Here is a 26,457-nt window from a genome sequence, read left to right as displayed (position 1 = left end):
CCAAGGCAAATCAAGCGACAAGAACCGCGCTAGCAGCGCATCACACAAGAAAGGGCCACGCGATTGGCATGAACGGCTTCGAAAGCCAAATCAATCTGTTCGAGCGAAACCAAGGGGCGGCAAAGGACGGCATCAACGACTGTTCCGACCACCACAGCCTGGATGTCCAGCGTAATTTGATGCATCGCCACCGCAGCAGCCGATTGGCATGCCGGGGCCGCTACCAAATCACTAATCGATGCTGCGGTCGGATCGCCCGATGGTTCGGAACGGCACCGCTGATTGGGCCATCCCAGATGCCAGTGTGGAGCGTCATTGCATGGGCAAACCCATCCGGAATCGTCCGCCACGCCAACGCTGCCCAGGTCCACTGCGGATTTCAGGTCCACTGCGGATTGTAGGTCCACTGCGGATTGTAGGTCCACGGCGGATTGTAGGTCCACGGCGGTTTCCAGGTGCCTCGCTTCCAGGTGCCGGACCAACACGTCCGACCCGTCAATCGAATCGTGGCTGTGCAGCACCGGCATCGGGATCGGTAGCAGCAAAACACAGCAAACCCATGTAAAAACCGATCGCCCCATTCGCCGCGTGGCGAGGGTGGAGGAACGGCGGAGTTGGGCTGGATTGAATTGCATGTATACAGAGATCGGAAAATGGGCGGTCGATCCATTCTATCTGAAACTCAGCGACTCGGAATCCGAAAACCGGTCGGGCTGGAACGAAAATTGTTTGCCGCGGATCGGATGGGCGGTTTCTGGCCTGATCGACGGGCTTTGGCCGCACCCCATGCCGGGCTGCTTGGAAATGGTCCAGGACTCCACAAACCAGTCCCCCAGCGACCGAAACCTTTGTGGCCCGTCGGGGTTCGATCGGCACGGTCAGGATCGCTTTCTGGGATTTTGGTGGCTGAAACTTGGATTCTTTCAGCTCGGCCGTATCTATACTGCGCTCCGAATTGTGAGCGGATGACCGTGCAAAAATTTGGGCGTACCTTTTGTTTTGAACAGCAACACACCTGACCGCCAAGAACAGCCTGAACGATCGCCGGAGTCTCTGCGACAAACGGTGCCGTCCCACGATGCTGTGCCAAGACACAGTACCGTTCGGTTGATCGTCAACGTGGTCGTATCGGTCGCCGTCTTGGGCAGTTGTTTCTATGCCTACACGTTGTTGGGCGAACGAAAGCGACCGCAACGGTCCAAACCCCAAAAGCCTGCCGCGACGGTGGTCACATCGGTTCCACTTGCGTCGCACGAGGGGCCCGTCAAGATCGGCGCTAGCGGAGTGGTCGTGCCACTGCGAGAGATTCGCTTGGCTACCGAAGTGACTGGGCGCGTGGTCCAAATATCACCGAACCTTCGCAACGGCCGGATGGTTGATGCCGGCGAGGTGTTGATTCGATTGGACAGCATCGAATATGACCTGGAGGTCAAGCGTCTGAAAGCGCAGCAATCACAGGAGGCCGCTGAACTGGTCTCGGTCGACGTCAGCATTGAAAACGCGACCTTGTTATTGGCCTTGGCCGAACAGCAAGTGGACATCACCAAGGGGGAACGCGATCGGATTGATTCGCTGATCAAGCGTCAAGCCGCGTCGGGATCAGAGGCCGACATCGCTCGTCGTTCTGAACTGACTTCGAAAGCGGCCTTGGTCGAACTGCAGAACCGTCGTCGTGAACTAATTGCCCAACGACAGCTGATCGTCGAAAAACAATCGCTGACGCAGATCGCTTTGCAGCGTGCGCAGTTGGACCAGTCTCGGACCACCGTCAAATCGCCGATCCGCGGACGCGTTGTGTCATCGACGGTGGAAACGGACTCGTATTTGTTGTCGGGAACCTCCTTTGTCACCATCGAAGACACGTCGGCGGTCGAAGTCCGATGCAGCCTAACGGCAAGCCAAATGATCTGGGTATGGCGTTCGGCGGCGGGAATGTCCGAGCTGCCGGATGCGTCATCAACGATGGATGATCGAGTTCCGCCGATACCAGCAATCGTAGAGCATTCCTTCGGTGGCGTTTCACAGCAGTGGACCGCTTCGTTAGAACGAATTGACGGAGCCGGTATCGATCTGGACACGCGAACGTATCCTTGTTTGTTTCGCGTCAACGATCCGCGGGCTGCCGATGCGCGAGGGTCGAGCAATCGTTTGATGCGGGGCATGTTTGTCTCGGTGACTCTGATGGCGACACCGGACCGACCTTTGTTTCAAGTTCCTGAGACGGCGATTCGGCCCGGCAACCGATTGTGGTTGGATGACAATCACCGGCTTCGGATTCAAAACGTGCACGTCGTCGCCCGTTCCGATGATGGCGTGATTGTCGATATGATCGAATCACCGCCTGGAAACGGAGTTGCCGACGCATCATCCAGCGTTGTGATCTCGCCGATCAGCGATCCGTCACCGGGGATGGCGCTGATGTCGGAACCAATACGACAACCTGCGTCGGCGGGCATCGTCGACGATGCTCCGGCCAAAATCAATTCGGCTGTCAACGCAGGTGATTCTGTGCGCCGCGATGCATCGGCCGGAAAGGTGGACGGATGAAATCGATCATTTCTTGGTCCGTCAAAAACTGGCAAGCGATGAACGTCATCATGCTGGGGGTGTTGCTGCTAGGGGCATACAGCCTTTCGCAGTTGCGTCGCGATTTTTGGCCGGATTTCGAACTGTACGTTCTGAATGTTTCGGTTGTCTATCCAGGCGCCAGTCCAGACGAGATCGAAGCGGGAATTCTGGAGAAGATCGAGGAAGCGATCCGGACGGTGGACGGCATCGAGGAAATGACGTCGTCGGCTCGAGAGGGTGTTGGTTCGGTGTCCTTGGAACTCGATCCCGATGCTAAGCAGGCCGACGCCCAGCGTGTGTTGACCGAGGTGACCACCCTGATCGGCCAGATACCTAGCTTTCCCGAGCTGGCCGAGAAAGCAGACATTCGACTGCAAACCAATTTCGTGACCGCGATTCGTGTCGCCGTGATGGGCCCCGAAGGTTCCGGACCGGGCGAAGGCCGAAGCGACGAAGCGGTCGCCGAAGCAGCGATGGCACTGCGGCGAGTGGCCGAGCGTGTGCGGAGCGAGATCTTGGCGTTGCCGTCGGTTTCGGTCTGTGACCTGGTTGGGACACCGGACTATCAGATCGACATCGAAATTCCGGAACACCGGCTGCGCGAATACAACCTTTCGCTGAAAGCGGTGGCCGACATCGTTCGGGCCAACAATGTCGAACTGCCCGGCGGAACCCTGCGTGGACGGTCTCAGGAAGTGCTGCTGCGTGGCAGCGATAAGAGCACGCTGGGCAAAGGGATTGCCGAGATCCCCTTGGTCAGCCAACCCGGAGGCACGGTGCTTACCGTTGGTGATCTGGGTCAAGTCCGCGACGAGTTTTCGGTCGATGGAACGATCAATCAAGTCAACGGGCGTCCGGCGGTGTCCGTGTCGGTGGAAACGACCAGCGCAGACGACCTGATCCAAGTGTCCGACGAAGTCCGCCAATACGTGCTGGACAACAAGGACAATCTTCCCGACGGTTACACCATGATCGATATGCGGGATCGATCGACGAGCGTCAAGAATCGCTTGGACCTGTTGGCCAAAAATGCCTGGATGGGGCTGGCCCTGGTTTTCATCGTCTTGGCCTTGTTTTTGGAAATGCGGTTGGCGTGGTGGGTGATGCTGGGCATTCCTGTTTCGCTTCTTGGCGCCTGCATCTACATGTACTTCGGCGGTCAGACGCTGAACATGACGTCGATGTTCGCATTCTTGATCGCGCTGGGGATCGTCGTTGATGATGCCATCGTCGTTGGCGAGAACGTGTACGCGCACCGGGAGATGGGGAAAAGCTATCGTCAGGCGGCAATCGATGGTGCCTACGAGGTGATGCCGTCGGTGATCACCGCGATCATGACGACGGTGATCGCGTTCGCGCCGATCATGTACATGGAAGGCCGGATCAAACGGCTGACCGTGGTGCTGCCGTTGTGTGTGGGTGCGATGCTAGTGATTTCGATGTTCGAAAGTTTGACGATTCTGCCTGCCCACCTATCGCACCGACGAAGTCGGTTTTTGGACGCGTTGACGTGGTTGCTGTTGCCGCTGCGTCCGCTGGGCTGGCTGATGCAGAAAGCGAATCACGGCATGAGCCGATTGCTGACCTGGACCGTGGACGCGGTCTACACGCCGGTGCTGCGTTGGTCGTTGCTGAATCCAGCGATCGTTTTGTCGACATTGGCGGGCATGTTGATCTTGTCGGTGGGCGTCGTCCGATCCGGGATGGTGCCGTTCCTGCTGCTGCCCAAAATCGACTTTGGGTTCATCACCTGCCAAGTGGTCTACCCGGATGGGACGCCGGTCTCGGTAACCGATCGGGCCACGCAGCAGATCGAGGCGGCGATTTGGCGGGTCAATCAACGATCGATCGACGAGAATCTAACCCAAGATCCGGGCGGATTTGTGAAGGCGGTTCAGCGGACTGTGGGGTCGTCGGGGGACGAAATTGGGGTCAGCCCGGCCAGCCATCTGGGCGGTCTGTTTGTGCAATTGAACGATATTGGATTGCGGACGGTATCGAGCGACGAAATCGTGCGGATGTGGCGCGAGGAAGCTGGGCGTTTTCCCGGCGCCGAAGCCGTCGCCTATGGGGCGACCCCGCGCGGTCCCGCTTCGTTGCCAATCGAGATTCGATTGATGGCGACGGCTGACAATCTTGGTCAACTGGATGCCGCTATCGATCGCGTTAAAACCAAGCTCAGCGAATACCCCTACGTGTCCGATATCGCAACCGATACTCGGCAAGGCAAATGGGAATATCGAATCAAGGTTCGCGATGATGCCAAAGCGATGGGTGTATCGTTGGCCGACGTCGCCGGCACAGTCCGGGCATCGTACTATGGCGAAGAAGTGATGCGACTGCAGCGTGGTCGGCACGAGGTGCCACTGCGAGTGCGATATCCACGCGAAGATCGCAACACTTTGATCAGTTTCGATGACATTCGCATCCGCAATGGCGATGGCATGGAACGACCATTGGGGGAAGTGGCCGACGTCAGCGTCTCTCGCGGCTACTCGGAAATCAGACGCGTCAACCAAATGCGCAGCATCGGTGTCGTTGCCGACGTCGACGAAGAACGGGGGAACGCGTTCAACGTGGTGGCTGACATGCGTGCCAGTTTTGTACCGATGTTGGCCGAGGAATTTCCCGGCGTTCAACTCGAATGGGCCGGTCAACAAGAACAAACCGACGAAACGGTCAACAGTTTGACGCTTGGTTTTTTCGTCGTCTTAGGAGCGATGTTCTTGCTGCTGACGATTCAGTTCAATTCGTCCTGGCAAGCCGTCCTGATCCTGGCCATCATCCCGTTTGGTTTCATCGGTGCGATCATCGGACACATCGTGATGAACATCGACTTAACGCTGTTCAGTATTTTTGGCATCGTGGCGTTGGCCGGTGTCGTCGTGAACGATTCGATCGTGTTGGTGGATTTTATCAACCGACGTGTGGCCGATGGGTTGCCAATCCATGACGCCATCATTGACGGTGGGCGTCGTCGATTCCGGGCGGTGCTGTTGACATCGGTCACGACCGTGGCCGGGATGCTGCCGATTTTGCTGGAACGATCCAAGGAGGCCCAGGTGGTCTCGCCAATGGCCACCAGTTTGGCGTTCGGGCTATCGTTCAGCACCTTGGTCGTGCTGGTACTCGCTCCCGTGCTTTATCTGGTGTTCGATAAGTTTTCCTCTACAAGTGCCGACGACGTGGAGTGCCATTGATGCAAGTGATGCAAGTGATGCAAGTGATGCAAGTGATGCAAGTGATGCAAGTGATGGATACTCGTTCTATCGTCTAGCCCCACACCAGACGTCGATCCAGCGATGGTCGGCGGCGCCCGGGATGCAGTGGCGGTTGTGCGAATTCCCATGCAAACGCTCGCTACTTTCTGCCCAGTTCGGTGCCCAGTTGAATCCGCGCATCCATCTTGATCCGGTGGGCTTCGTCTTCGGTGTCGATCGATTGCACCAGCGGAACGTTCGATGGGGAGGTGCGAACCGGGGCCGCGTTCGCAGAATCGTAAACGCTGCCGGATACCAATGCGCTGATCAGCGACAAGGCGGTAGAGAAGCGTGACATGGTGATGTTCCTTTCATGATTTGAAATCCGTCGGTCCAGACACCGTTGGATGTAGTGGTGCCTGACGTTTCAGTTTGCAGGACCATCCCCATTGCATCCGTCGTGCCAACGGGATGCCGCGATCTTGGCCTTGGCGTGGGACGGATCGATCAGGGATCGAGGGCAAGACGCGATTGAGACCGCAATTCGCACGATAACGGTCGATCCGATCACGGACGACTAACGCTCATTCGGTCACTGCGTTCGGGGGAAATCGTGCTTGTGTCCAGGGCATGCGAGAAACATCAACGCAGATCTTTGCATGGTCAGGTGCAGCAATTTGCACCCTGGGCACAAGGACCAATTGCCGGCGCATCGATGGCGCAACGCAATTGTGAAATGCTGGATTGAAGATGACGCAGCGTTTTGCCGGCAAATGCAGAGACGCTCGTTCGAGAAGTTGTTTTTCTTGATGGGGGCGATGACCATCGTTGAACGGGTCGATTCGCATGAATCGTTCTCGCTGATCACTGATCGTATTCAGACGACGAACAAACGAAGTCTGTTGTGGACGGTTGGCTTTTTGACGTTCTTTATGTCTGCAATCCTAGACAACCTGACAACCACGATCGTGATGGTGTCGTTGCTACGCAAACTGATCCACGATCGCGAGGATAGGTTGCGGTTCATCGGGTTGATTGTGATCGCCGCAAACGCGGGCGGTGCCTGGACCGTGATTGGCGACGTGACCACCACCATGCTGTGGATCAAGCACAAGATCGAAACGGTCCCGGTGATGCAAGAACTGTTTTGGGGGAGCTTGGTGTGTTTTCTGGTTCCTCTGGTTGGGTTTTCGATCCGAATGCCGGGACAGCTTTCGCTGAAACCACCGGTTCAGAAAGTCGCTAGCGATATCCAGCCCTGGCACCGTTGGTTGTTCTTGATTCTGGGGGTGGTTGCACTGCTTGCCGTCGGTGCGCTCAGCGCAACCGGGTGGTTGACATCGACCGCACTGTGGTTGGACCACAGCGTTCAGAACCGAGATGTCGTCGCCATCGTCATCGGACTGGTGTCTTCGGTGGTCGACAACGTCCCGCTAGTGGCCGCCGGTCTAGAGATGTATCAGATGCCGACGAACGATCCATTTTGGATGCTATTGGCCTACTGCGCTGGCACCGGGGGCAGCTGTCTGATCATCGGATCTGCCGCCGGAGTCGCAGCGATGGGGATCGAGACGGTCGATTTCGTGTGGTACGTGAAGCACATCACCGGCTGGGCCGTGGTCGGCTACTTCGCGGGTGCCGCTGTGGTAGTCGCGACTCTTTCGATCTGATCGCGTGACGGGGCTGATTCGAGGACGAGTTCAAGGCGGGCGCACAGTTCGATAACTTAAACTCGAACTCGAACTTAAACTCGAACTTTTCTTACTATGGGACCGAACCGCCCCCAAGTGATTCCATCTGGGATCACGCGGATCGCCTCTTCGCAGGCGGCGGCAGTCGTCCGTCACGGTCGAGTCGGCTGGAGAACCCGAGTTCGAGTTCAAGTTCAAGTTCAAGTTCAAGTTCAAGTTCAAGTTCAAGTTCAAGTTCAAGTTCAAGTTCAAGTTCAAGTTGCGGACCAAAAAGCGGCTTGAAAACTTAAACTCGAACTTAAACTCGAACTCGAACTTGCCTTCTCCCCCACATCTCTTCTTCCCCACATCTCTTCTCCCCCACCTGCCTTCTTCCCCACTTCCCCTTCCCCAAGAACAGCCTCTAGCCCCAGCCATCAACTCATCACCCTTCAATGCTGATACGGTTGGGGCATCTTGCCTCGGTAGGGCGTCTTGCCACGTGGATTGTTTCCTGTCAATCGCATTCGCCTCGCGAAACACAGTGTTTTGGCGTTGTTTTGGGTGATGGCACGCAGTGTGCATTTAGTCGGTCCGTCGCCGAAGGTTACGGCACATTGCTTATCAAACAATTCAATGTTCAGGATGTTAAACATGAAACGATCAAGATCCAAATTATTCGCCGCGTTAGTTGCCGCTCCTTTGACCGTCGGCAGCGTCGGGTTGCTGACCGCAGCGACACCATCGACTACGACGCCTGTCAAGACGACGGTGGCCACCAACGCACCGGCCAAGACGATGCACTCCAGTAGCCCTCAGGTGCTTGCACCGGAATCACTGGATGTAGCAAATGCACTCTCCGATGCATTCCGAAATGTGGCAAGCCATGTGCTTCCAGCGGTCGTTGCAATCGAGAATCGTCCGGATGATTCTTGGCAAGCCACGGCAAACAAGCCCAGACGGGGCCAAGCCCCCGGTGCCAACCCGTTCAAGGGCACCCCTTTTGAAGGCATGCCGTTGGACCAGATGTTTCCAAACGGAGTGCCGCAACAGAGTCCACGTTCGCAGGGTGGGATCGGATCCGGTGTGATCATCGATTCCGCTGGCATCGTGTTGACCAACAACCACGTGGTCGCCGGTGGTGGCAAGGTCATCATCAAAACGCATGATGGCCGTGAATTCGAAGCCACCGAAGTGCTTACCGATCCTCAGACCGACATCGCCGTGGTTCGCTTTCAGGGCGATTCCAGTTTGGTGGCGGCCAAGATCGGCGACAGTGATTCGATGGAAGTCGGCGATTGGGTCGTCGCGCTGGGGCAGCCATTCGGGCTCGAAGGCACGGTGACCACCGGCATCGTCAGTGCAAAGAATCGTGGCATCGGGATCACCGACCGCGAAAACTTTATCCAAACCGATGCCGCGATCAACCCAGGCAACAGCGGCGGGCCTTTGGTGAACCTGAAGGGCGAGATCATCGGTATCAACACTGCGATCTCATCACGCGGCGGTGGCAATAACGGTGTCGGATTTGCTGTCCCTTCGAATCTAGCAAGTTGGGTCAGCGGTCAATTGGTATCGTCCGGTCACGTCAACCGATCGTATTTGGGGGTCAGTATCCAACCGGTCAACTACGAACTGGCATCCCAGTTGGGGGTGGCACCGAAAAGCGGTGTGGCAATCAACCAAGTGTTTCCTGAAACACCTGCGGCCAAAGCTGGGTTCAAAACTGGCGACGTGATTGTCCGCTTTGGCGGTCAAAGCGTCACCACTCCGCAACAATTACAGCTTGCTGTCGAACGGTCCAAATCGGGGACCGAACTGACGGTCGATGTCATCCGAGATGGCAAATCGATCCAGTTGTCCTACGTTGGTGAATCGGCTCCCGATACCTTTGCGGCCAAAACTTCGTCGAAACCCGTCGAGGGCGTGAAGATGAAGTCATTGGGGGTCGAAATCCGATCTCTGACCGCAGACGTTGCCAAGCAACTTGATATGGAAGATCAGGTGGGTGTCGTGATCACCAGCGTCCAGGATGAAAGCCCGGCCGCAGAAGCGGGGCTGGAACCAGGCATGGTGATTGCCCAGGTCAACCGAGAGAACGTGGCCACAGCCGAGGATTTTGAAAAGGCGCTTGCGGCTGATACCGATGGATCGGTGCTGTTGCTGGTACGCAGCGACGCTGGATCGCGTTTTGTCGTGGTTGCGAAGTAAAGCCATGTCGCCAACGAGGCGACTGACAACTGATTTCCAGCGGCAATCGGGCAACCGGTTGGCCGCTGGGGACGTAGGGCGGCCGATGTCCGTTTAGAATGGATATTGGCCGTTTCTCTTTTCCGTTTCTCGATCGAACTCGTTCGCATGAAGTTAGCCGCCAAATTGATTCTCGTGTTCCTGGTCGGAGTGCTGGCGATCGTGTCCCTGTTCGCCTGGCAAACGATTCGCCGCCAGCACGACTGGGAAGAACAACGTCGACAATCTCATGCCTTGGACTTGGCCCAGGCCCTGGCACCAGCAATCCAGACGGCGTATCAGGAGGGTGGTCGGGTGACGATTCGGCAGGCGCTGGAAATATCGACTCAAAAGATCAACGGTCCTGAAGTGCGATGGATCGATGGCCAGGAAGTTGCATCGCCCGACGCCAAGACCAAAGTCACATCGCGTCAGATGTCCAGCGTGTCGATCACGGATGCCGACGGCACTCGAACAGCCTATTCCTACGTACCGATCACGCTTGGCGAGGATGCGTCCGGGGCAGTTGAAATTGCCGAACCCATGAATGGGCCGGACGAATTTGTACGTCAGTCGATGTTGACTTCGGTCCTGTCTCTGATCGGTGTGGCCGCGTTTTCTGCGATCGTGATTTACTGTGGGGGTGTGCAATTGGTTGGAAAGCCTTTGGCGAAGCTGATCGGACAAGTCAATCAAATCGGTGATGGCAAGTTGGACCAACAGCCGGTATTGAACAGCCATGATGAATTGGGACGTTTGGCGCTTGCCATCAGTCAGATGAGCCATCGGATTAGCCAACAGCGTGATACGATTCGGCACGCCGACCGATTGGGGACGATCGGGACGTTGGCGGCCGGCATGGCTCACGAACTGGGGACGCCGCTGAACGTGGTGTCGGGGCGGGCAGGTTTGATTGCCAGCGGAAAACTGTCGGACGAAGAAATTCGTTCCAGCGCCCAAACGATTCACAGCGAGGCCGAGCGGATGACGGGGATCATCCGCCAATTGATGGACTTTGCCCGCCAGAAACCTTCCCCCCATGAAGTCGTGGATTTGGTGCAAGTGGTAAAAACCACCTGCGACCTGACTCGATCGTTGGCCGAACATGCTGGCGTCGAGCTTGATTTTCAAGCTTGCAAACCCACCGTGTCGACTCGCGCCGACGCCGCTCAGATGCAGCAAGTGATGACCAACCTGATCACCAATGCGATTGCGGCGATGCCCGATGGCGGGACGCTGACGGTCGTTCTGGATCAATCGTCGGATGATGGCCCCATCACACTGACGGTTGCCGATACTGGCGAAGGGATCGCCCAAGAATCGCTGCCGCATATTTTTGAACCGTTCTTCACCACCAAGGACGTTGGGCAGGGGACCGGTCTGGGGCTTTCCATCGCCTATGGAATCGTGCGAGAACATGGGGGCGACATTCACGTTGAAAGTCATCCCGAGCGTGGGACCACGTTCCGCGTCACCTTACCAGCACACGTCAACGTCTCGGAGGCGTCATGAGTTCGAAAGATTCGAAGCCACAAGTTCTTATCGTCGATGACGAACGCAACATGTGCGAGCTGATTGAAACCGATTTGCGGCTGCGTGGGATCGCGAGCCGGTGGTTTACGTCGGCGGCCGATGCGATCGAAGCGTTGCATCAAGAGAACTTTGACGTGATCTTGACCGATGTTCGAATGCCGGGCACGACCGGTCTGGAATTCTGTGCTCAGATCAATGCGTTACGCCCCGACATCCCGGTGATCGTGATGACCGCGTTCGGGACTCTAGAAACGGCCGTCGCGGCCATGCGCGCAGGCGCCTACGACTTTATCACCAAACCGATCGAAATGGATTTGTTGTCGATCACACTGGGACGCGCGATCCAGCACCGCCAACTGACACAACAGGTTCGGTTGTTGGAATTGAACCAGGAATCGACATCGTCGTTCGGCGAAGTACTAGGCCAGAGCCCTGCGATGCGCACCTTGTATGGTCAATTGTCCCAGGTGGCTGCTTCGGACGCTTCGGTGTTGATCACCGGCGAAAGCGGGACCGGCAAAGAGGTGGTTGCTAGGTCGATTCATGCGGGCAGCCGCCGATCCAACCAACCGTTCGTGGCGGTGAACTGCGCGGCGTTGACGGAAACTTTGCTTGAAAGCGAACTGTTTGGTCACGTGAAAGGCGCGTTCACCGATGCCAGGGGCGAACGACGTGGGTTGTTCGTCGAAGCCGACGGTGGCACGCTGCTGTTGGACGAGATGGGCGAGATGCCGATTTCGATGCAGGCCAAACTGCTGCGCGCTCTGGAAGAACGAAAGGTTCGCCCGGTCGGCAGCGACAAGGAATCGCGGTTTGATGTTCGCGTGCTGGCGGCCACCAATCGCGACCTGGAAACGGCCGTTGCCGAAGGGCGGTTTCGCGAAGACCTGTATTATCGGATCAATGTCATTGGTTTGGAACTGCCCCCGCTAAGGTCACGCGGTACCGACATCCTGCGTCTGGCCGAGCATTTTCTGAAGCAGTTTGCCACCAACGAGAACAAGCCGGTGACTGGGCTCGCCGACGGCGTCGCCGAAAAGCTGCTTGGCTACTCGTGGCCCGGCAACGTCCGTGAATTGCGAAATGTGATGGAACGTGCGGTCGCCCTGACTCGGTACGACAAGATTACGATCGAGGACCTGCCAGAAAAAATCCAGAACTTTCGTGGCGGCACGATCGTGATCGGTGGGCTGGACCCCACCGAATTGGTGTCGATGGAGGAACTGGAACAGCGATACATCAACCACGTCATCGAAGCGACCGGTGGAAACCAATCACAGGCGGCTCGTATCTTGGGACTGGACCGCAAAACGATCTATCGCAAATTAAAACGTGATGCCGAATAAGCAATGTACGATCGATCAGTGTCAGGAATTCTGGCGAATCCCACTACGACAGATATTTCCTGTGCGTTGCCGATGCGATCGCATCCATGGTGCCAGCACGGTGTTCATTCCCAGCACGTTTTTCAATCCGATGCAATGTTTCGGGGCAATGGCATTTGGTGGGCACCGGATTCTTGGAAATGCATTTGGTAGGCGGCGGTGTTGGGGAAGACGAATAAGTCACCCGGCACGGGCGAGGGCGTAAAGCAGAATCGCCGCGGTGTGATGTAATCGTCCTCGGCGCAGTAGCAGCCCGCCAACACACCCTGTGACCGTTCGGACCGCTCGCCCCGTCCGACGGTCAACAAGATGGGATCGACTGCGAAATCCACGGACGTTGTCGAACAGTTGGTGCGATTCATTTCCAGATTGACGATCACGTTGCGCCTGCGTTCGTTACGGCCGGCCGGGTCAGAGCTGTGGTCATCAACGACACTGTCCACTCGCGCGATCGTCATTCCACAGTCAGCCAACAGCGCGCGTCCGGGCTGGCATCGAAGTGTCAGTCCAGCCTGTCGCAATCTCGCACACAGGCCAGGCGTGTCCAGGATCCGGCCTAGGTACTCCGCCGCACCTTGGGGTTGCCATGTCGGGTAGTTTCGCTGGGTCTGAACCATTGAATTCGAATCACTCACTCGCGTTCGGCCGTACGACTGGCCATCCATCAGAACCGGTTCGGTGCAGGCATCTGCGGCGACACAACCCAGAGACTGATCCATTCGGCGATGGAATTCGATCCAGTCTTCCTCTCGCTGAAGGTACTGGACGGGAAATCCGCCCCCGATATCAATCGATTCGATCCGGTGACCGGACTGGCGAAGCTGCTTTGCAATGACGATCGATTGCAGAATCGCCGCGACGCGATCCATCGCGGTGTGTCCGTCGAAATGGAAGTGCAATCCGTTGATGACGATCCGGTCGGTGCATTCGGAAGATGCGGCCATCATTTGATCGATTTGGCTGACCACCGAATCGGCCGCGAATCCGAACCGAGATCGGTGCCGACCGTGATCCAGCGCGAACCCACGCAGTCGCGGTACCAGCGTGGCTGTCGCTTGGGGATCCTCGATCAGGGATTCAGTGATCCGTTGCCACTGATCGGCGTTGTCGACGACGATGGTCGCGCCAGCATCGATGGCTTGCCGGATCAGTTCAGTCGACTTCACGGCTGCGGTGACCGCAATGTCCGATCCGGCGAATCCCGATTCGATCGCCGCTAGCAGTTCTGCAGCACTGGCAACGTCGATGCCAATGCCTGCCTGGCGAGCCTGTTGAGCGTAGGGCAACCATTTGTTGGCTTTGTGGGCAAAATAGATTTGCAGATCAACGTCACGGCTGTTTGCCGCATCCGCCAACGACGTGATGTTGGCGCGCATTCGGGATGGTTGATGCAGATGCAATGGGGATCCATGCCGCTGCACCAGATCTACAAGCACAGCGGGACGTGCTAACGATTCTTGCATCCAATCGGCCAACCGAGGTCGCAGCGGAGCAACCCCTTGGCAGGTTTTAAAAAGACTGCGGTTCACGAATCGTTTCGCAGCCGGATCCGTCGATATTCGATCTGTCCGCGGTCACCTTCCAGCCCAATGGGGCCCTTTGCCGGAACATCAAACTCATCTTCAAGCACTTCGCCGTTGCAGGTGCAGCGTGCTTTTCCATCGCGTGCGACGACCACCAATTCGTTCCATTGGAAGGGGCGGAAGTCTTTTAGTTTCTTGTAGGGACCGGCCAGCGGGAAGTCGCGAACCTGAAGTTGATGTCCGCATAGGAAAACGCCACTATCGGCATTGGCCCCGGCGCGAAATTCCAGCTTCAATGTAAAGTCGCCCGCAAAATCTTGGGTCGTGTACAGTTGCTGGATCTTGCGTCCTTCGGGCGGAGTCGTCACGACCAATCGTCCGTCGATCGCTCGGAACCGGTTGTCGGGGCTGGCGGTCATGCCATCCAGCGCAATGTCTTTTTCGACCAATGGCCAGGTCACCGAAGGATCGCGAGCGATCCAATTGGATCGGCCCTTGCGAGCCTTGGCGGGGGTGGTTCGAAAGCCCCAACCGGTTAGATCCTTGCCATTGAACAGGTTGGTGAATCCGTCTTCGACCTGAAAGGCTTCGGTCGATGCGTCGACGAAACCCAGGGTCGCAAATAGAGGCATCAAGGCTGCGGTCCATTTTTCGTATCCGATCGCGTTCGGATGCAGCAGGTCGGGGAACTCTTCTTTCTTAGCGTCCCCATTGGCACCGGCGAACAGAGTCCATGTGTCAACGACGGTCACTTGGGGATTGCCGCGGACGGTATCTAACAGCTTTGCGTTGATCGCTTGGATGTCCTTTGCCGAGCGGGATTTCGTTTCGCTGCTTGGCATCACCAAACACAGAACGATTGGCATTTCGGAGTTGTGCTGGTTCAGTCGGCCAATGATTCGCTCGACGTTTCCGGCGACGGAGTCCGCATCCGCCTTTTCTTCCAGATCGTTGGTGCCCATCAACATCACCACAGCGGCGGGATCCAGATCTAGCACATCCCCCTGGATCCGGTACAGCATTCCGCGGGTGGTATCGCCGCTGATGCCGCGATTGGCCACCGGTGTGTTCAACGCATCAAATCGGCCCCGGAAATCATCCGTCCATCCTTGGGTGATCGAGTCGCCGAAGAAGACGATGGAACCTTTGTCTTGCTCGACCCGATCGGCGAACGTGGATCGACGTTGATCCCATAGATTCTTCATCCAATCGTATCGCCGGACCGGGCCGGTACCGGGCATTTCATCGTTTGTCGCTGGAATTTCGAAGCGTCGCTGCTGGACCGGTTTTTCGGACGCGACCGTTTGGCCTGTGGCAGCGGTCCCGTACAGCAGACTAAAAATCACAAAACAGACCGGTGCAAAACGCATGGCAATGTACCAACGGATGGATGGAAGTGTGGGGCCCAAGCGGGGCAACGAGCGGCCATTCTAGACGCTCGGCAACCGGTTTGCACCGACGCCGCATAGGGCAGCGAAACATCACTGGGGGCTAGACTTTCGGCGGTCCAGGTACGACATCCAAACCATCCGTGTGGCTACACTGCGAAACGGTCGCCACGGTTCGGCACGCTGGATGATTTCATCCAGGTTGTCGTAAACGCATCCATCCAGTTCCGCGATCCCTTTGACCAACGCTAAGTCGCCGATGGGCAAAATGTCGGGGCGACCCAACCCCATCATCAGAAAGACGTCTGCCGACCAATTGCCAAGCCCCAAGCGGGCCGTGATTTGCGAGCGGACGTCATCGTCGGAAAGATGTCGAAGCGAACCGATACGAAACCGCTTGCCAGCAACATCGTCCGCCAGCGCGAGCGCGTAGCGAGCCTTTTGTCGACTGAATCCGATCTCGCGAAGGCCGGTTGGACCGATGCCGATGATCGTCGGGGCCGTCACACGTCCGCCACAGAGGGTAAGCGTGCGGTCGAAAGTGCTTTTGGCCGAAGCCAACGAAACCTGCTGTTCCAAGATGATCCGGATCAGGGTTGCGAAAGTGGCGGGGCGACTCCATATCGGAGGCGGCCCCAATCGTTGATAGACATCCGCCAAAACGAGATCGGATGCCGCTAGTGTTTTAGCGGCAGTCGCGATCGCGTCTCGGTCCAGTCCGGAAGGCATCGGCGGGAATGCCTACAGCAGTTGGTCCAGTTCCTGAGTCAAGTTGCGGAAGTGTTCCAGCGTTTTGGCGACCGGTTCCGGCTTGGTCATGTCGACGCCAGCATCGCGCAGCAAGTCGAGTGGATCTTTGCTGCAGCCACCCTTTAGGAACGACAGGTAATCATCCAGTTCAGCTTGTCCGCCTTCGAGCACGCGTCGCGACAAGGCCACCGCGGCGCTCAGGCCGGTGGCGTACTTGTAGACATAGAAAGCGCGATAGAAGTGAGGAATGCGGAAACATTCCAGTTCCAATTCTTTGTCGATGACAAAGTCGGGACCAAAGTAGGCGTCCAGGAGTTCACGATAGGCAGCACGGAAGGTGGCGACCGTCAAAGGTTCGCCCGCTTCGGCCATCTCGTGCGTCTTCTTTTCGAATTCGGCGAACATCGTTTGTCGAACCACGGTGGCTCGGATGCAGTCCAGTTCGTTGTTGATCAGGTAGGCGCGTTCCTGGTCATCAGCGGCGTTCTTGATCAAGTAATCGGTCAACAATTGTTCGTTGAACGTGCTGGCGACTTCGGCAACGAAGATCGTGTAGTTGTAATACTGGAACGGCTGGTTGCGTGACGAATACCAGCTATGCATCGAGTGGCCAGCTTCGTGTGTCAGTGTGAACACGTCGTTGAGAACTTCGGGTTTGAAGTTCATCAGGATGTAGGGATCACCTGCGAACGAACCACAACTGAATGCCCCTGACTGCTTGCCCCGGTTGGGATAGCGATCGGACCAACGCCCGCGTAGACCGGATTCGAGAGTGTTGACATAGTCCGTCCCCAGCGGCGCAAGCGACTGCAGAACGACATCGACCGCCTGGTCCCAAGTGTGGTGTTTTTCGATGCCCGAAAGAATGGGGACGTAGGTGTCGTAGTGGTGCAGTTCTTTCAGTTCCATCTTGCGACGACGAACGTCCAGGTAATGGTGAACCGCTGGCAACGAATCTCGAACCGCCGTGATCAGATTGTCGTAGACGCTGACGGGAACGTTGTCGGGGAATAGCGCCGCTTCCAAACTGCTGGAATAGTTGCGTGCCTTGGCATAATAGACATCGCGTTGGACACTGCCACACAGGGTCGCAGAAAACGTGTTTTCGTGTTCCGCGAACTGTTTGTAATACTGGTGGAACGCTGACCGTCGAACTTTGCGCTGCGGGCTGATCAACAGCTGGCCAAAGGTGGCATGCGAAAGTTCGACCGTGCGGCCTTTGTGGTCTTCGATTTCGCCAAAACGCAAATCGGCATCATTCAGCTGACGGAATGCGTTGCCGGCCGCCGAAGCCATCTCGCCCTGCATCGCCAGCAACCGTTCTTCGTTGTCGGTCAACGTGTGCGGCCGAAATCGAACCAGCCGTTCCAGTTGCAGCCGGAAAGGTGCAACCGCGGGGTCTTCGATCAGGCCGGCCATGGTTTCGGCATCGATCGACAGCAGTTCAGGTCGCATGTAGCTGGCGGCTTGACCGGCGCGAACGGCCAGGTTCTGGAACCGCGATTTCATGCCTTGGTATTTGCTGTCGCCCTGGTCTTCGGTCGTCTTCAGAAACGCGTAGGTCCCCAGACGCTCGGCGATCAAGTCGAACTCGTTGTCGAAATTCAACGCTTCGGCCAACGTTTTGGCGGATTCGCCTAAGCGACCGCGAAAGGTTTCAAAGTTCGCAATTTTGGACTCCAAGACCGCAAAATCGCTCTCCCATGCCGCATCATCGGCAAACAGGCTGGACAGGTCCCAGCAGTCTTCGGGGGCAACTTCACTTCGGTTGGGCAGTTTTGCAGGGGCTGCGGTACTCATCCGGTCTTGTTCGTCCTTGTGAGAGAAGGGGTGGTGTACTGCGGCATTGTAGCGAGATTGCAAAGTTTCGGGGTCGCGATGAACAAGCGGGTTGCAGGTCCCAGAGCGGGGCGGCCCGGACCTTCAATCTGTTTTTAAATTTTCGTCTGTGCCTTCTCTGCCGATCACCACTGCCGCCGCTAGCAAGGAAGGGCGAACGAGGTCAATTTATTTTCGTTTTTTGAACGCTTCGACCCAAAAATTGTTGGACGGTTGAACGTCGACGTCCCGCTATCTTCGTCAACCGTTTGTGACATTTGGATCCAGCAAGATCAACGCACACCGCTTGATTTTGGCTAGATCATTCAGGGGGGCGGCCACCGAAACAGCGTCGCCGTTTGCCGAACAGTCCGTTTGGAAAGCAGGTGAGAGTTTCGATTGATTCTCTCTCGATACGAAAGTCCTGAGCATTCCATTGGTATTTTCACCGACTTCGATTCCGACCGGAAATTTAGACACGACATCTTTGCCGACTCTAGGTGCCGTCGTTGTGCAACCCGTTCCGGCGCCGCATCTTCCGGAAACCATTCCTGCCGATGGTCCAGGTGAACTCGATCGGGCCGCCGGCAAATATCGCCGACGTGAAAAGGGGGCGAGAACCGGTACGTATGGGCCCGGTTCATCGACCGGTCCCAATGCGACCGGTCCCAATGCGCTTGCCGAACCGTCGGTGCAAGTCGATGCAGCCGACGCGGTCGTCGCCAACCACACTGCATCAAAAATTCATGCTGGGCTGTCGCGTGCCTACACGGTCCAGTCGGTTTTGACCGGTTTGCCGCTCGCGATCGTCGATACGCTGGTGACCGCATTCACCTTTGTCGCGGCGTCCTTTGCCGTCAGTTCGGCATTGGGGATGTCGGTGAATTCGGGAATGTGGATCCAGTTACCCGTCCTGCTATCGTTGCAATTGGCCCTGATCGCGCTGCACCAGTTGTATCCGGGTGCGGGTGTCAGCCCGGTCTATGAACTGCGTGGCTTGGTGCGTTCGACCGTGATGGCGCTGTTGTTCTTGTCAGGGATGAACCTGACCTTTGGGCAATTGCCGCGGTCGGAATTTGCTGTGTTTGCGATTGCCGCGATCGCGATTTCGTTGTCCTTGCCACTGGCCCGTCACCTAGCACGCGAAGTATTGTCGAAAACCAAATGGTGGGGCATTCGAACCCTGTTGGTGGGCAAACAAGGCGAATGCGGCCGCATCTGTGAACGAATGCTTCATCGACGATCCTCTGGGTTTGTGATGGTGGGCTATGTCGCTAGACATCGCGGTCAGCAGGACCTCGAGGATGTAAATTGTTTGGGCACGCTGGATGACGCGTTCGCCATTGCATGCCGACGCAGCGTGCCGGTCGCAGCGATCGCATCCTGTGAAGTCGAAGAGTCCGCACATCGGATGAAATTTCAGTTCCCTTCGCTGGTATGGATGGGGCATTCGGCGGCAGCGCAAGATTCATCGGACGTGTTGGGTGCGTTCACCAAACGATTGAACATGCCATTCCTGCGGTTTGTGCCAAGGCTGTGCAAGCGAGGTTTGGATTTGATGATTGTGGTGCCGGGTCTACTGGCACTGACCCCCTTCATCGCCGCCGTCGCGATCGCCATCAAATGGCAGTCACCCGGACCGGTGATCTATGGCAGCGGCCGCGTGGGGCAGCATGGTCGTCGCTTCAAAATGTGGAAGTTCCGATCGATGGTGGTGAACGCCGACGAGGTGCTGAAACAAAAATTGGCGTCCGATCCGATCGCCAGATCCGAATGGGCGCAAGATTCCAAATTGAAAAACGACCCGCGAATCATTCCCGGTGTGGGGCACTTTCTGCGCCGATGGAGCTTGGATGAATTGCCGCAACTATGGAACGTGTTGGTGGGCGAAATGAGTTTGGTGGGGCCGCGGCCGGTGCTGCCGCACGAGATCGTACGGTATCAAAACCGGTACTACGAATACACGCATATGTGGCCTGGGCTGACAGGGCTGTGGCAGGTTTCGGGCCGCAACGAGACGACGTTCGAAACTCGCGTCTTCTTGGTTCACCACTACGCATCGAACTGGTCACTTTGGCTGGATGCCTGGATCTTGGTCAAAACCCCACTAACCGTCCTGACCCGTCGCGGCGCTTACTGAGTCCGGCCTTTCCGCCGACATTCAGTGCAAAAAGATAGAGCTGGTCGAAAAGACGCTCAACACTTACGAGACCGCTTAACAAAAACCAAATGAGAATAAAGATGAAAACCCTTCGTATCCTAAGTGCTGCTTTGGCACTGTCGATCGCTTTCGCGTCCGGCACCGGGCATGCAGCCGATACAAGCGTCGCCAATCTAACGGCGGTCGCAGACGTCCACGTGCAGCAAACACCTGCCCAATTGACCGACAGGCTGAACCAGATCATTGCCGATGTCAAAGCCGCACCGACGGCGAACCCAGCCATGCTGGCTCGCATCGACTCGCTGGTTTCCGATATCGACTTTGCAATCCAGTCAAAATCCGCCAACACGGAAGAACTGTCCGGCCTTCGTCAGAAAGCATTGAAGCTGCGATCGATCGTTAGCAAAACGCTTGCCGGAGAGATCGAAAACGGGACTCAGCTGGTCAACCAAATCGTGCAAGAGTTCCCTGCCGGTACAGCTTCGTCCACACCCAGCTTGGATGGCAGCATGGGCGGAAACTCTGGCACTTCGATGCCCGCTTCGAGCGGTGTTTCCGGCGGTGGCGGCGGCGGAGCGGCTGGTGGAATGGGCGGCCTAGGCGGACTGGCTGCACTGGGAGCCGTCGGAGCAGTCGCTGCGACCACCAATGACGACGACGAGCCTGGCGTTCCTGCATCGCCATCGCGTTAATCCAATTGAGTGATCTGATCCGATCAATCCCAATCGGTTGGGCGTTGGACGGTGCAGATCGCAACATGAGCGTGTCATCAGAGCCGAGTGGTCTGCAATGCGGACGACTCGGTTTTTTTGCGTCCATGCAACTCAATTTGCCTGGGCAACTCAAAATGCCTCTGTGTGCTGCCCCGGATCGCGCCACGGAGGTTTCCTGCCAAACGCTCGGGCGAATGTCCCAGCGCTGGCCCACGATCGGCGGCCGATCACTTCCAGAGCAATGGAATCAACATTTACAGGGGGGGCGATCCAACCCTAGACTGCGGGACGCGGATTCATTTTTGGCCGAGGTTTAGCCGCAGCGAGACAAACTATGTGCTTGGTGATCAGTTGCGAGGTTGGGGGCGATCAAGTTCCCGCTGCGCTGTTGATGGATCCAGCGGTCCCACCATCGTGCGGGATTCTGCCGATTTTGAATCAGTCGCTGCTGATCGCACCCGTTGAATCGTCGCCGTTTGCTGGTTCTCGTTTGTCCCGATCGAAGTCGGATCGCAGTGCGTTGTACATTGCCGATCGCTTAGCTAGCGGGCTAAACGCACCGCTGGTGAAGAACCCGTTTTCCGCCCAATTGATCGATGTGGGTCGTTCGCTTCATCACCGCGAGCTGTTTGGTCCGCTAACGCGCCGATGGTCCGCCGATCAACGCCAGATCCTGTTGGACGAAGTCTATTTTCCGCACCGCGAACGATTACGCCGAGCGATCGCAGGCGTCATGCTGCGACATTCGTTTGTGATCCATCTTTCGGTTCGCACCTTCGCGTCGCGTAGTGGCACCAAGGTCCGACGCGCCGACGTCGGGCTGTTGTACGATCCGTCGAACCAGGACGAATTGGATCTTTGCCTGGATTGGATCGACGAGATATACGACGAAACGGAATTGCTTCGTGTGCGACGCAACTACCCGAGACGGGGGACCCACGACAGCATCACCAAGTCGATGCGCGCCGAATTCGCCGGAACTCCCTATCTGGGCATCGAAGTCTTAGCCAACCGAGCTTGGGCGGATCGACCGGTCGGCCTGCGAGATGATGCCACCGATGTGTTGATGGGAGCGCTGCGAGCGATCACCGATCAAGTGCAATCCAACGCCGCCTAGGGTTTCGCTATGCCTTGGTTTTGGGGTAGCGGAACTCGTCAAGAGTTTCGGACTCGCTGTGATTCACGAAAGTCTTGACGACTTCCGCTACGGATTTCGGCGGAATTCGGATCGCCATTCGCTCAAACGTTACCGTTCACGTCCTGCAAATCTTCCAACCCCATTGGCCTGAAGTTCCAGTCCATGGTTCGATCGCGGCTCCACGCTTGGCAAGCGATTTGTTCGCGATAATGGGGTTGGGAAATTCGTGGGTTCGAAGATTGATTGGGACGAGCGCGTTTTCGCCAGAACGGTTGATTAACCGAAAGACTCCTGACGACCTGGTTCGTTATGCCGCGTCGGCTTTGGTCTTGGCTTTGGCGTCTTTCGACTTGTCCGAACCGGCATCCGCATCATCTTCGGACGGTTCATCCTTTTCCGATTTCTCTGCCAGCCCAGCCTTTTGCATGGGGTTCTTTTTCTTGTCGTCCTTGTACAGCTTGAAACGGCTGGGGACGATTCGTGGTGGCCAGAAATTGTTAGATGTTTCCGTGTCCGCTAATTCACGCATCGGATCCAGTTCCATTCGCGTGATCTCTTTGTCGGTGACGAACATCTTTCGAACCTTGTTGCCGTCGTGCCGCCAGATATCGACGGGAATACGAACCAGTTCGCTGGTGTTATCCGAGTAGTGCAGTCGTACGATGATCGGCATCACCAAACCACCGACATTACGGAAGCTAGCGACGTAGAAATTGGTCGTTCGACGCAGCATCGCACGTTCTTTGGCGTCCAGTCCGTCGACGAACTTTTGGAACGATTTGCGAGCGTCGTCGTCCACGGCCAATTCGTCGTAGTCGGGGCTGTTGTAGAAATCTTTCAGCCCAGCCTGCCATTCGATTCGTTTGCGCAGTTTCTGGTCGCGTGTTTTCGAAACGGTGGGTTCTTGTTCGTCGCGTTCTTTGCGTTTTCGTTCGGCATCCGTGTCGGGGTCACCGTTGTCGATTTGGAACAGTTCCAGCTTGTCGATGGCGATGTCAACGTGGTCGGTGCTGTAGAACCATCCACGCCAAAACCAATCCAGGTCGGTTCCCGAGGCGTCTTCCATGGTGCGGAAGAAATCCGATGGGGTGGGGCGTTTGAATTTCCAACGGCGAGCGTATTCGCGGAACGCAAAATCGAACAGTTCACGCCCCAAAATGGTTTCGCGCAGAATGTTCAGCGCGGTGGCCGGTTTGCCGTAGGCGTTGTTTCCGAATTGCAGGATTTCCTCGCTACCCGACATGATCGGACGCTGGTTTCCGCCACGCATGTAAGGCACGATTTTCTCGGGGATGCCGCGTCGCGATGGATAATCTTCTTCCCATTCCTGTTCGGTCAGATACTGCAGGAATGTGTTCAGGCCTTCGTCCATCCATGTCCATTGGCGTTCGTCACTGTTGACGATCATGGGATAGAAGTTGTGGCCGACTTCGTGAATGATCACTGAAATCAGTCCGTACTTGGTCGCCTTGGTGTACGTCTTGTCGTCCTCGGGACGCGGCCCGTTGAAACAGATCATGGGGTACTCCATGCCGTAGACCGGACCGTTGACGCTGATGGCAACGGGGTAGGGATAGGCGAACGAATACCGACCATAGACTTCCAGGGTGTGGGCGATCGCTTCGGTCGAATACTGGCTCCACAACGGTTCGGCTTCGTTGGGGTAGTAAGACATGGCCATCACCTTTTTGCCATCGATATCGACGCCCAAGGCATCCCAGATGAATTTGCGGCTGGCGGCGAAGGCAAAGTCACGAACGTTCTCGGCATGGAACTGCCAAGTCTTCGTTTTTCCGGTTCGCTGCGACTCGTTGGCCTTCGCTTCCTCGGGTGTGATCACAAACATTGGTTTGGCCGACGATCGGGCCTCGGCCAAGCGTTCGGACCACTCGGCCTTCATCACTTCTTTGGCGTTCTTCAGCGTGCCTGTGGCGGCAACGACCATTTCAGCTGGGACCGTGATGGACACGTCGTAGTTGCCCAGTTCCAAGGTGAACTCACCACGGCCCAGGAACTGTTTGTGCTGCCATCCGGTGTAGTCGGTGTACGCGACCACGCGTGGGTACCACTGAGCGATCTCGTAGATGTAGTTGTCATCGCTGTCGAAGTGTTCGTATCCGCCACGGGCGCGGATCACCTTGGCGTCGACGATGTTGTAGTGGTACTGGATCGCAAAATGAAGTTTTTGGTTGGGGGCCAGCGGGCGGTCCAGGTCGATCCGCATCATCGTTTTGACGATCGTGTGGTTCATGGCGTCGCCGGTCTTGCCCGTCTTGGGATCCAGCGATGTGACCGCGTCGATTTTGAAACCACCGTCAAAGTTCATTTGGGCCAAGATCGACGTCATTGCATCGAATGTGATCTTGGGGGCCAGCGAAGGTGCGGGCGACGAATGGTTGCCGTCGGAATCGGGATGGAACCGATTTTGGTCCAGTTGAACCCACACGTAGGAAAGCGAGTGGGGCGATTGATTGTGATAGGTGATTTTGCTGATGCCGCTGATCTTTTGTTCGGCATCGTCCAGCGTGACATCGATGTCATAGTCTGCCCGCTGTTGCCAATACAGCGGTCCTGGTGCCCCGGAAGCGGTTCGGAACGAACCCGGTGTCGGCAGCCATTGATCGATCTGATAAAAGCGATCGGTGGAGTCGGAATGTTTACGGTTGCTGAGCGGCTGGGCGGACCCGGTCGAGACGCCTAGCGAGGCCCCCCATGACAGGAACGTGACAAAAGCGGCCAGAGCGAGGCGAGTTCGAAACATATCAGGGCTACAAGCAAAGGAGGGAGATCTGGGTGTAGGTCAAGCTTAGTTTAATCGGGTCGCGTCGGAGACCGCACAGGGCGTAAGATATGGAGGCCGGTTTTGCCCGTACCCATGCTCAACGCGAGGAATTGTGACGAATATAGCCCCCATCGACTGGACCATTGGTTACTGCACCAACGTGCACGCAGGGACCGACATGAAGTCGATCCAATCGAACTTGGAACAGTACGCTGTGCCCGCCCGCATTGAGGCCGGACTGGATGACTTGGGGGTGGGGCTGTGGTTGCCGGCATCGGCAGCCGGGCAATTGGTGGGCAATACGGCGGATTTCGCTGGCTTTTTGGCCCAGCGGCGCCTACGTCCCTACACGATCAATGGCTTTCCCTACGACAATTTCCACCAACCCGTCGTCAAGCATGCGGTGTATCAGCCCACCTGGGCCGACACGTCACGGCTGACGTACACCCAGCAGTTAGCGGAAATTTTGGCAGCCATCCTGCCTGAAACCGACCCGTCCGGCGAAAAAAGCTCGCTCGGATCCATCAGCACCCTGCCCATCGGTTGGCCGCCAGGGTCCGGGGCCGATGGTTCGGGGAATGTGGAATCGCAGACCGCTCAGATGATTGCGGCCGCGGGAGAGAATCTGCGGCAGTTGGCGACGTCGCTGAAAGACCTAGAGTCTCGCACCGGTCGCCGAATCGTGGTGGCCATCGAACCCGAACCGGGGTGTTTGCTGGATACCACCAGCGACGTCATCGAGTTTTTTCAGGACCAGTTGCCCGACGCCGATCACCGTCAATACATCGGCGTTTGCCACGATATCTGTCACAGTGCGGTCATGATGGAAGGCCAAGCCGACACCCTGAACCGATTGGGTGAAGCCGGAATCATGATCGGAAAGGTCCAGGTCAGTAGCGCCGTCGTGGCGGATTGGAAGTCGATGGCGATTGGCCGCCGCCGCGAAGCGATCGATCAGTTGCGTTTCTTTGCCGAAGACCGTTATCTGCACCAAACCATGCGGCGGACCGCGACGGGCGAATCGAAATTGGTCGAAGACCTGCCCGAATTGATCGGCCGAGTGGCCCAAGACGGAGACCCGGTTTGGGGCGACGATCGGTGGGTGGTCCATTTCCACGTGCCTATCTTCTTGGAGCGATTCGGGCACCTCACCACGACGCATGGCGAGGTCCTGGATTGTCTGCAAGCATTGGCGGCCAGCGATTCCAGTATCGAATTCACCGGACACCTCGAGATCGAGACCTACGCCTGGACGGTATTGCCCGAGCCGATGCGAAAGCGGGGATTGGCCGAGGACATTGCAGGCGAATTGACCTGGTTGCGACGATCGATTGTTGAAAGCACCTGATCGATTCTTGATCGCAATGGGCAGTCTCGCGGTTAGAAGCCAAACGTCAGCTGGGAAGTCGCCGCCGGAATTGCCGACGCCGTCCAATCTCTGGCGATTGACCTTTCGCGTCGGCGTCTGTCGGAGGCTAAGTCTTTCCCGAGAGTGTCGCTGGAAGCCAGGGGTTGGCAGGGCATCCCAACGGACCGGCAAGGGGATCGGTGGTCCCCATGAATAGGATCGTTGGGTCGGGGGTAGTGAGGGATCGGGAC

Annotated in this window: 18 protein-coding genes; 11 read left to right on the top strand and 7 right to left on the bottom strand. The window is 56.9% G+C overall.

Annotated features, from left to right (window positions below; genetic code table 11):
- Positions 1 to 29 precede the first annotated feature (29 nt).
- On the bottom strand, positions 30 to 635 hold the full coding sequence (locus K227x_RS19910) for a hypothetical protein (RefSeq protein WP_145172258.1): 606 nt from the start codon (positions 633 to 635) through the stop codon (positions 30 to 32).
- On the opposite strand from K227x_RS19910, the gene K227x_RS19905 reads away from it, so the two are divergent.
- The 3 genes from K227x_RS19905 to K227x_RS19895 are packed head-to-tail and all read left to right on the top strand — an operon-like array spanning position 634 to position 5,768.
- Entirely contained in the window at positions 634 to 969 is a 336-nt protein-coding gene (locus K227x_RS19905) for a hypothetical protein (protein WP_145172256.1), read from the top strand. The two genes, K227x_RS19910 and K227x_RS19905, sit on opposite strands and share 2 nt — an antisense overlap.
- Before the next feature lie 30 nt (positions 970 to 999).
- The gene (locus tag K227x_RS19900; protein ID WP_246145982.1) at positions 1,000 to 2,547 is read left to right on the top strand and encodes an efflux RND transporter periplasmic adaptor subunit; all 1,548 of its coding nucleotides are present in this window, start codon (positions 1,000 to 1,002) and stop codon (positions 2,545 to 2,547) included.
- On the top strand, positions 2,544 to 5,768 hold the full coding sequence (locus K227x_RS19895) for an efflux RND transporter permease subunit (RefSeq protein ID WP_145172254.1): 3,225 nt from the start codon (positions 2,544 to 2,546) through the stop codon (positions 5,766 to 5,768). The genes K227x_RS19900 and K227x_RS19895 overlap by 4 nt, the downstream gene beginning before the upstream one ends.
- Positions 5,769 to 5,928: 160 nt before the next feature.
- Here K227x_RS19895 and K227x_RS19890 read toward each other — a convergent pair whose 3' ends face one another.
- Positions 5,929 to 6,126 carry a hypothetical protein gene (locus tag K227x_RS19890; RefSeq protein WP_145172252.1) on the bottom strand — a complete coding sequence of 66 codons (198 nt, stop codon included), beginning with the start codon at positions 6,124 to 6,126 and terminating at the stop codon, positions 5,929 to 5,931.
- Positions 6,127 to 6,427: 301 nt separating this feature from the next.
- On the opposite strand from K227x_RS19890, the gene K227x_RS19885 reads away from it, so the two are divergent.
- From K227x_RS19885 to K227x_RS19870, 4 genes are all read left to right on the top strand, one after another.
- Positions 6,428 to 7,438, top strand: coding sequence for an SLC13 family permease (locus K227x_RS19885; RefSeq protein ID WP_145172250.1), 1,011 nt, complete (start codon positions 6,428 to 6,430; stop codon positions 7,436 to 7,438).
- Between the two features lie 654 nt (positions 7,439 to 8,092).
- A complete protein-coding gene (locus K227x_RS19880; RefSeq protein WP_218933394.1) occupies positions 8,093 to 9,649 on the top strand; it encodes a Do family serine endopeptidase in 1,557 nt (518 codons plus the stop codon).
- 147 nt (positions 9,650 to 9,796) lie between these two features.
- On the top strand, positions 9,797 to 11,179 hold the full coding sequence (locus K227x_RS19875; RefSeq protein ID WP_145172246.1) for a sensor histidine kinase: 1,383 nt from the start codon (positions 9,797 to 9,799) through the stop codon (positions 11,177 to 11,179).
- Complete coding sequence (locus tag K227x_RS19870; protein WP_145172244.1) at positions 11,176 to 12,546, top strand: sigma-54-dependent transcriptional regulator; 1,371 nt, start codon at positions 11,176 to 11,178, stop codon at positions 12,544 to 12,546. The genes K227x_RS19875 and K227x_RS19870 overlap by 4 nt, the downstream gene beginning before the upstream one ends.
- Positions 12,547 to 12,668: 122 nt before the next feature.
- Here K227x_RS19870 and K227x_RS19865 read toward each other — a convergent pair whose 3' ends face one another.
- From K227x_RS19865 to pepF, 4 genes are all read right to left on the bottom strand, one after another.
- Positions 12,669 to 14,114 (bottom strand): type III PLP-dependent enzyme domain-containing protein, encoded by a 1,446-nt coding sequence (locus tag K227x_RS19865; RefSeq protein ID WP_145172242.1) that lies wholly within the window; start codon positions 14,112 to 14,114, stop codon positions 12,669 to 12,671.
- A complete protein-coding gene (locus K227x_RS19860; RefSeq protein ID WP_145172240.1) occupies positions 14,111 to 15,478 on the bottom strand; it encodes a GDSL-type esterase/lipase family protein in 1,368 nt (455 codons plus the stop codon). Before K227x_RS19860 ends, K227x_RS19865 begins: the two co-directional genes overlap by 4 nt.
- A gap of 111 nt (positions 15,479 to 15,589) precedes the next feature.
- A complete protein-coding gene (locus K227x_RS19855; RefSeq protein WP_145172238.1) occupies positions 15,590 to 16,225 on the bottom strand; it encodes a DNA-3-methyladenine glycosylase family protein in 636 nt (211 codons plus the stop codon).
- Between the two features lie 12 nt (positions 16,226 to 16,237).
- Positions 16,238 to 18,046 carry an oligoendopeptidase F gene (pepF, locus tag K227x_RS19850; RefSeq protein ID WP_145172236.1) on the bottom strand — a complete coding sequence of 603 codons (1,809 nt, stop codon included), beginning with the start codon at positions 18,044 to 18,046 and terminating at the stop codon, positions 16,238 to 16,240.
- Positions 18,047 to 18,575: 529 nt separating this feature from the next.
- Here pepF and K227x_RS19845 point away from each other — a divergent pair.
- The 3 genes from K227x_RS19845 to K227x_RS19835 all read left to right on the top strand — a co-directional run bounded on the left by K227x_RS19845 (position 18,576) and on the right by K227x_RS19835 (position 22,055).
- Positions 18,576 to 20,204 (top strand): exopolysaccharide biosynthesis polyprenyl glycosylphosphotransferase, encoded by a 1,629-nt coding sequence (locus K227x_RS19845; protein ID WP_218933393.1) that lies wholly within the window; start codon positions 18,576 to 18,578, stop codon positions 20,202 to 20,204.
- A 101-nt stretch (positions 20,205 to 20,305) separates the two neighbouring features.
- Positions 20,306 to 20,917 (top strand): hypothetical protein, encoded by a 612-nt coding sequence (locus K227x_RS19840; RefSeq protein WP_145172232.1) that lies wholly within the window; start codon positions 20,306 to 20,308, stop codon positions 20,915 to 20,917.
- Positions 20,918 to 21,272: 355 nt separating this feature from the next.
- Positions 21,273 to 22,055 carry an N-formylglutamate amidohydrolase gene (locus K227x_RS19835; protein ID WP_145172230.1) on the top strand — a complete coding sequence of 261 codons (783 nt, stop codon included), beginning with the start codon at positions 21,273 to 21,275 and terminating at the stop codon, positions 22,053 to 22,055.
- Between the two features lie 328 nt (positions 22,056 to 22,383).
- Here K227x_RS19835 and K227x_RS19830 read toward each other — a convergent pair whose 3' ends face one another.
- Complete coding sequence (locus K227x_RS19830; RefSeq protein WP_218933392.1) at positions 22,384 to 24,837, bottom strand: M1 family metallopeptidase; 2,454 nt, start codon at positions 24,835 to 24,837, stop codon at positions 22,384 to 22,386.
- Positions 24,838 to 24,970: 133 nt separating this feature from the next.
- Between K227x_RS19830 and eboE the strand changes: the two genes are divergently transcribed.
- Positions 24,971 to 26,206 (top strand): metabolite traffic protein EboE, encoded by a 1,236-nt coding sequence (eboE, locus tag K227x_RS19825; protein WP_246145973.1) that lies wholly within the window; start codon positions 24,971 to 24,973, stop codon positions 26,204 to 26,206.
- Positions 26,207 to 26,457: the final 251 nt, after the last annotated feature.

The organism is Rubripirellula lacrimiformis (assembly GCF_007741535.1).
GTDB classification, from domain to species: Bacteria; Planctomycetota; Planctomycetia; order Pirellulales; family Pirellulaceae; genus Rubripirellula; species Rubripirellula lacrimiformis.
This window is presented reverse-complemented; position numbering and strand designations above follow the sequence as displayed.

Excerpts from the sequence above, each read along its gene's own strand:
- K227x_RS19840 (WP_145172232.1), top strand. The coding sequence starts at position 20,306 with ATGAAAACCCTTCGTATCCTAAGTGCTGCTTTGGCACTGTCGATCGCT.
- K227x_RS19835 (WP_145172230.1), top strand. The coding sequence starts at position 21,273 with ATGTGCTTGGTGATCAGTTGCGAGGTTGGGGGCGATCAAGTTCCCGCT.
- K227x_RS19895 (WP_145172254.1), top strand. The coding sequence starts at position 2,544 with ATGAAATCGATCATTTCTTGGTCCGTCAAAAACTGGCAAGCGATGAAC.
- K227x_RS19910 (WP_145172258.1), bottom strand. The coding sequence starts at position 635 with ATGCAATTCAATCCAGCCCAACTCCGCCGTTCCTCCACCCTCGCCACG.
- K227x_RS19870 (WP_145172244.1), top strand. The coding sequence starts at position 11,176 with ATGAGTTCGAAAGATTCGAAGCCACAAGTTCTTATCGTCGATGACGAA.
- K227x_RS19885 (WP_145172250.1), top strand. The coding sequence starts at position 6,428 with ATGGTCAGGTGCAGCAATTTGCACCCTGGGCACAAGGACCAATTGCCG.
- K227x_RS19880 (WP_218933394.1), top strand. The coding sequence starts at position 8,093 with ATGAAACGATCAAGATCCAAATTATTCGCCGCGTTAGTTGCCGCTCCT.
- K227x_RS19830 (WP_218933392.1), bottom strand. The coding sequence starts at position 24,837 with ATGTTTCGAACTCGCCTCGCTCTGGCCGCTTTTGTCACGTTCCTGTCA.
- K227x_RS19855 (WP_145172238.1), bottom strand. The coding sequence starts at position 16,225 with ATGCCTTCCGGACTGGACCGAGACGCGATCGCGACTGCCGCTAAAACA.
- K227x_RS19905 (WP_145172256.1), top strand. The coding sequence starts at position 634 with ATGTATACAGAGATCGGAAAATGGGCGGTCGATCCATTCTATCTGAAA.
- pepF (WP_145172236.1), bottom strand. The coding sequence starts at position 18,046 with ATGAGTACCGCAGCCCCTGCAAAACTGCCCAACCGAAGTGAAGTTGCC.
- K227x_RS19890 (WP_145172252.1), bottom strand. The coding sequence starts at position 6,126 with ATGTCACGCTTCTCTACCGCCTTGTCGCTGATCAGCGCATTGGTATCC.
- K227x_RS19860 (WP_145172240.1), bottom strand. The coding sequence starts at position 15,478 with ATGCGTTTTGCACCGGTCTGTTTTGTGATTTTTAGTCTGCTGTACGGG.
- K227x_RS19875 (WP_145172246.1), top strand. The coding sequence starts at position 9,797 with ATGAAGTTAGCCGCCAAATTGATTCTCGTGTTCCTGGTCGGAGTGCTG.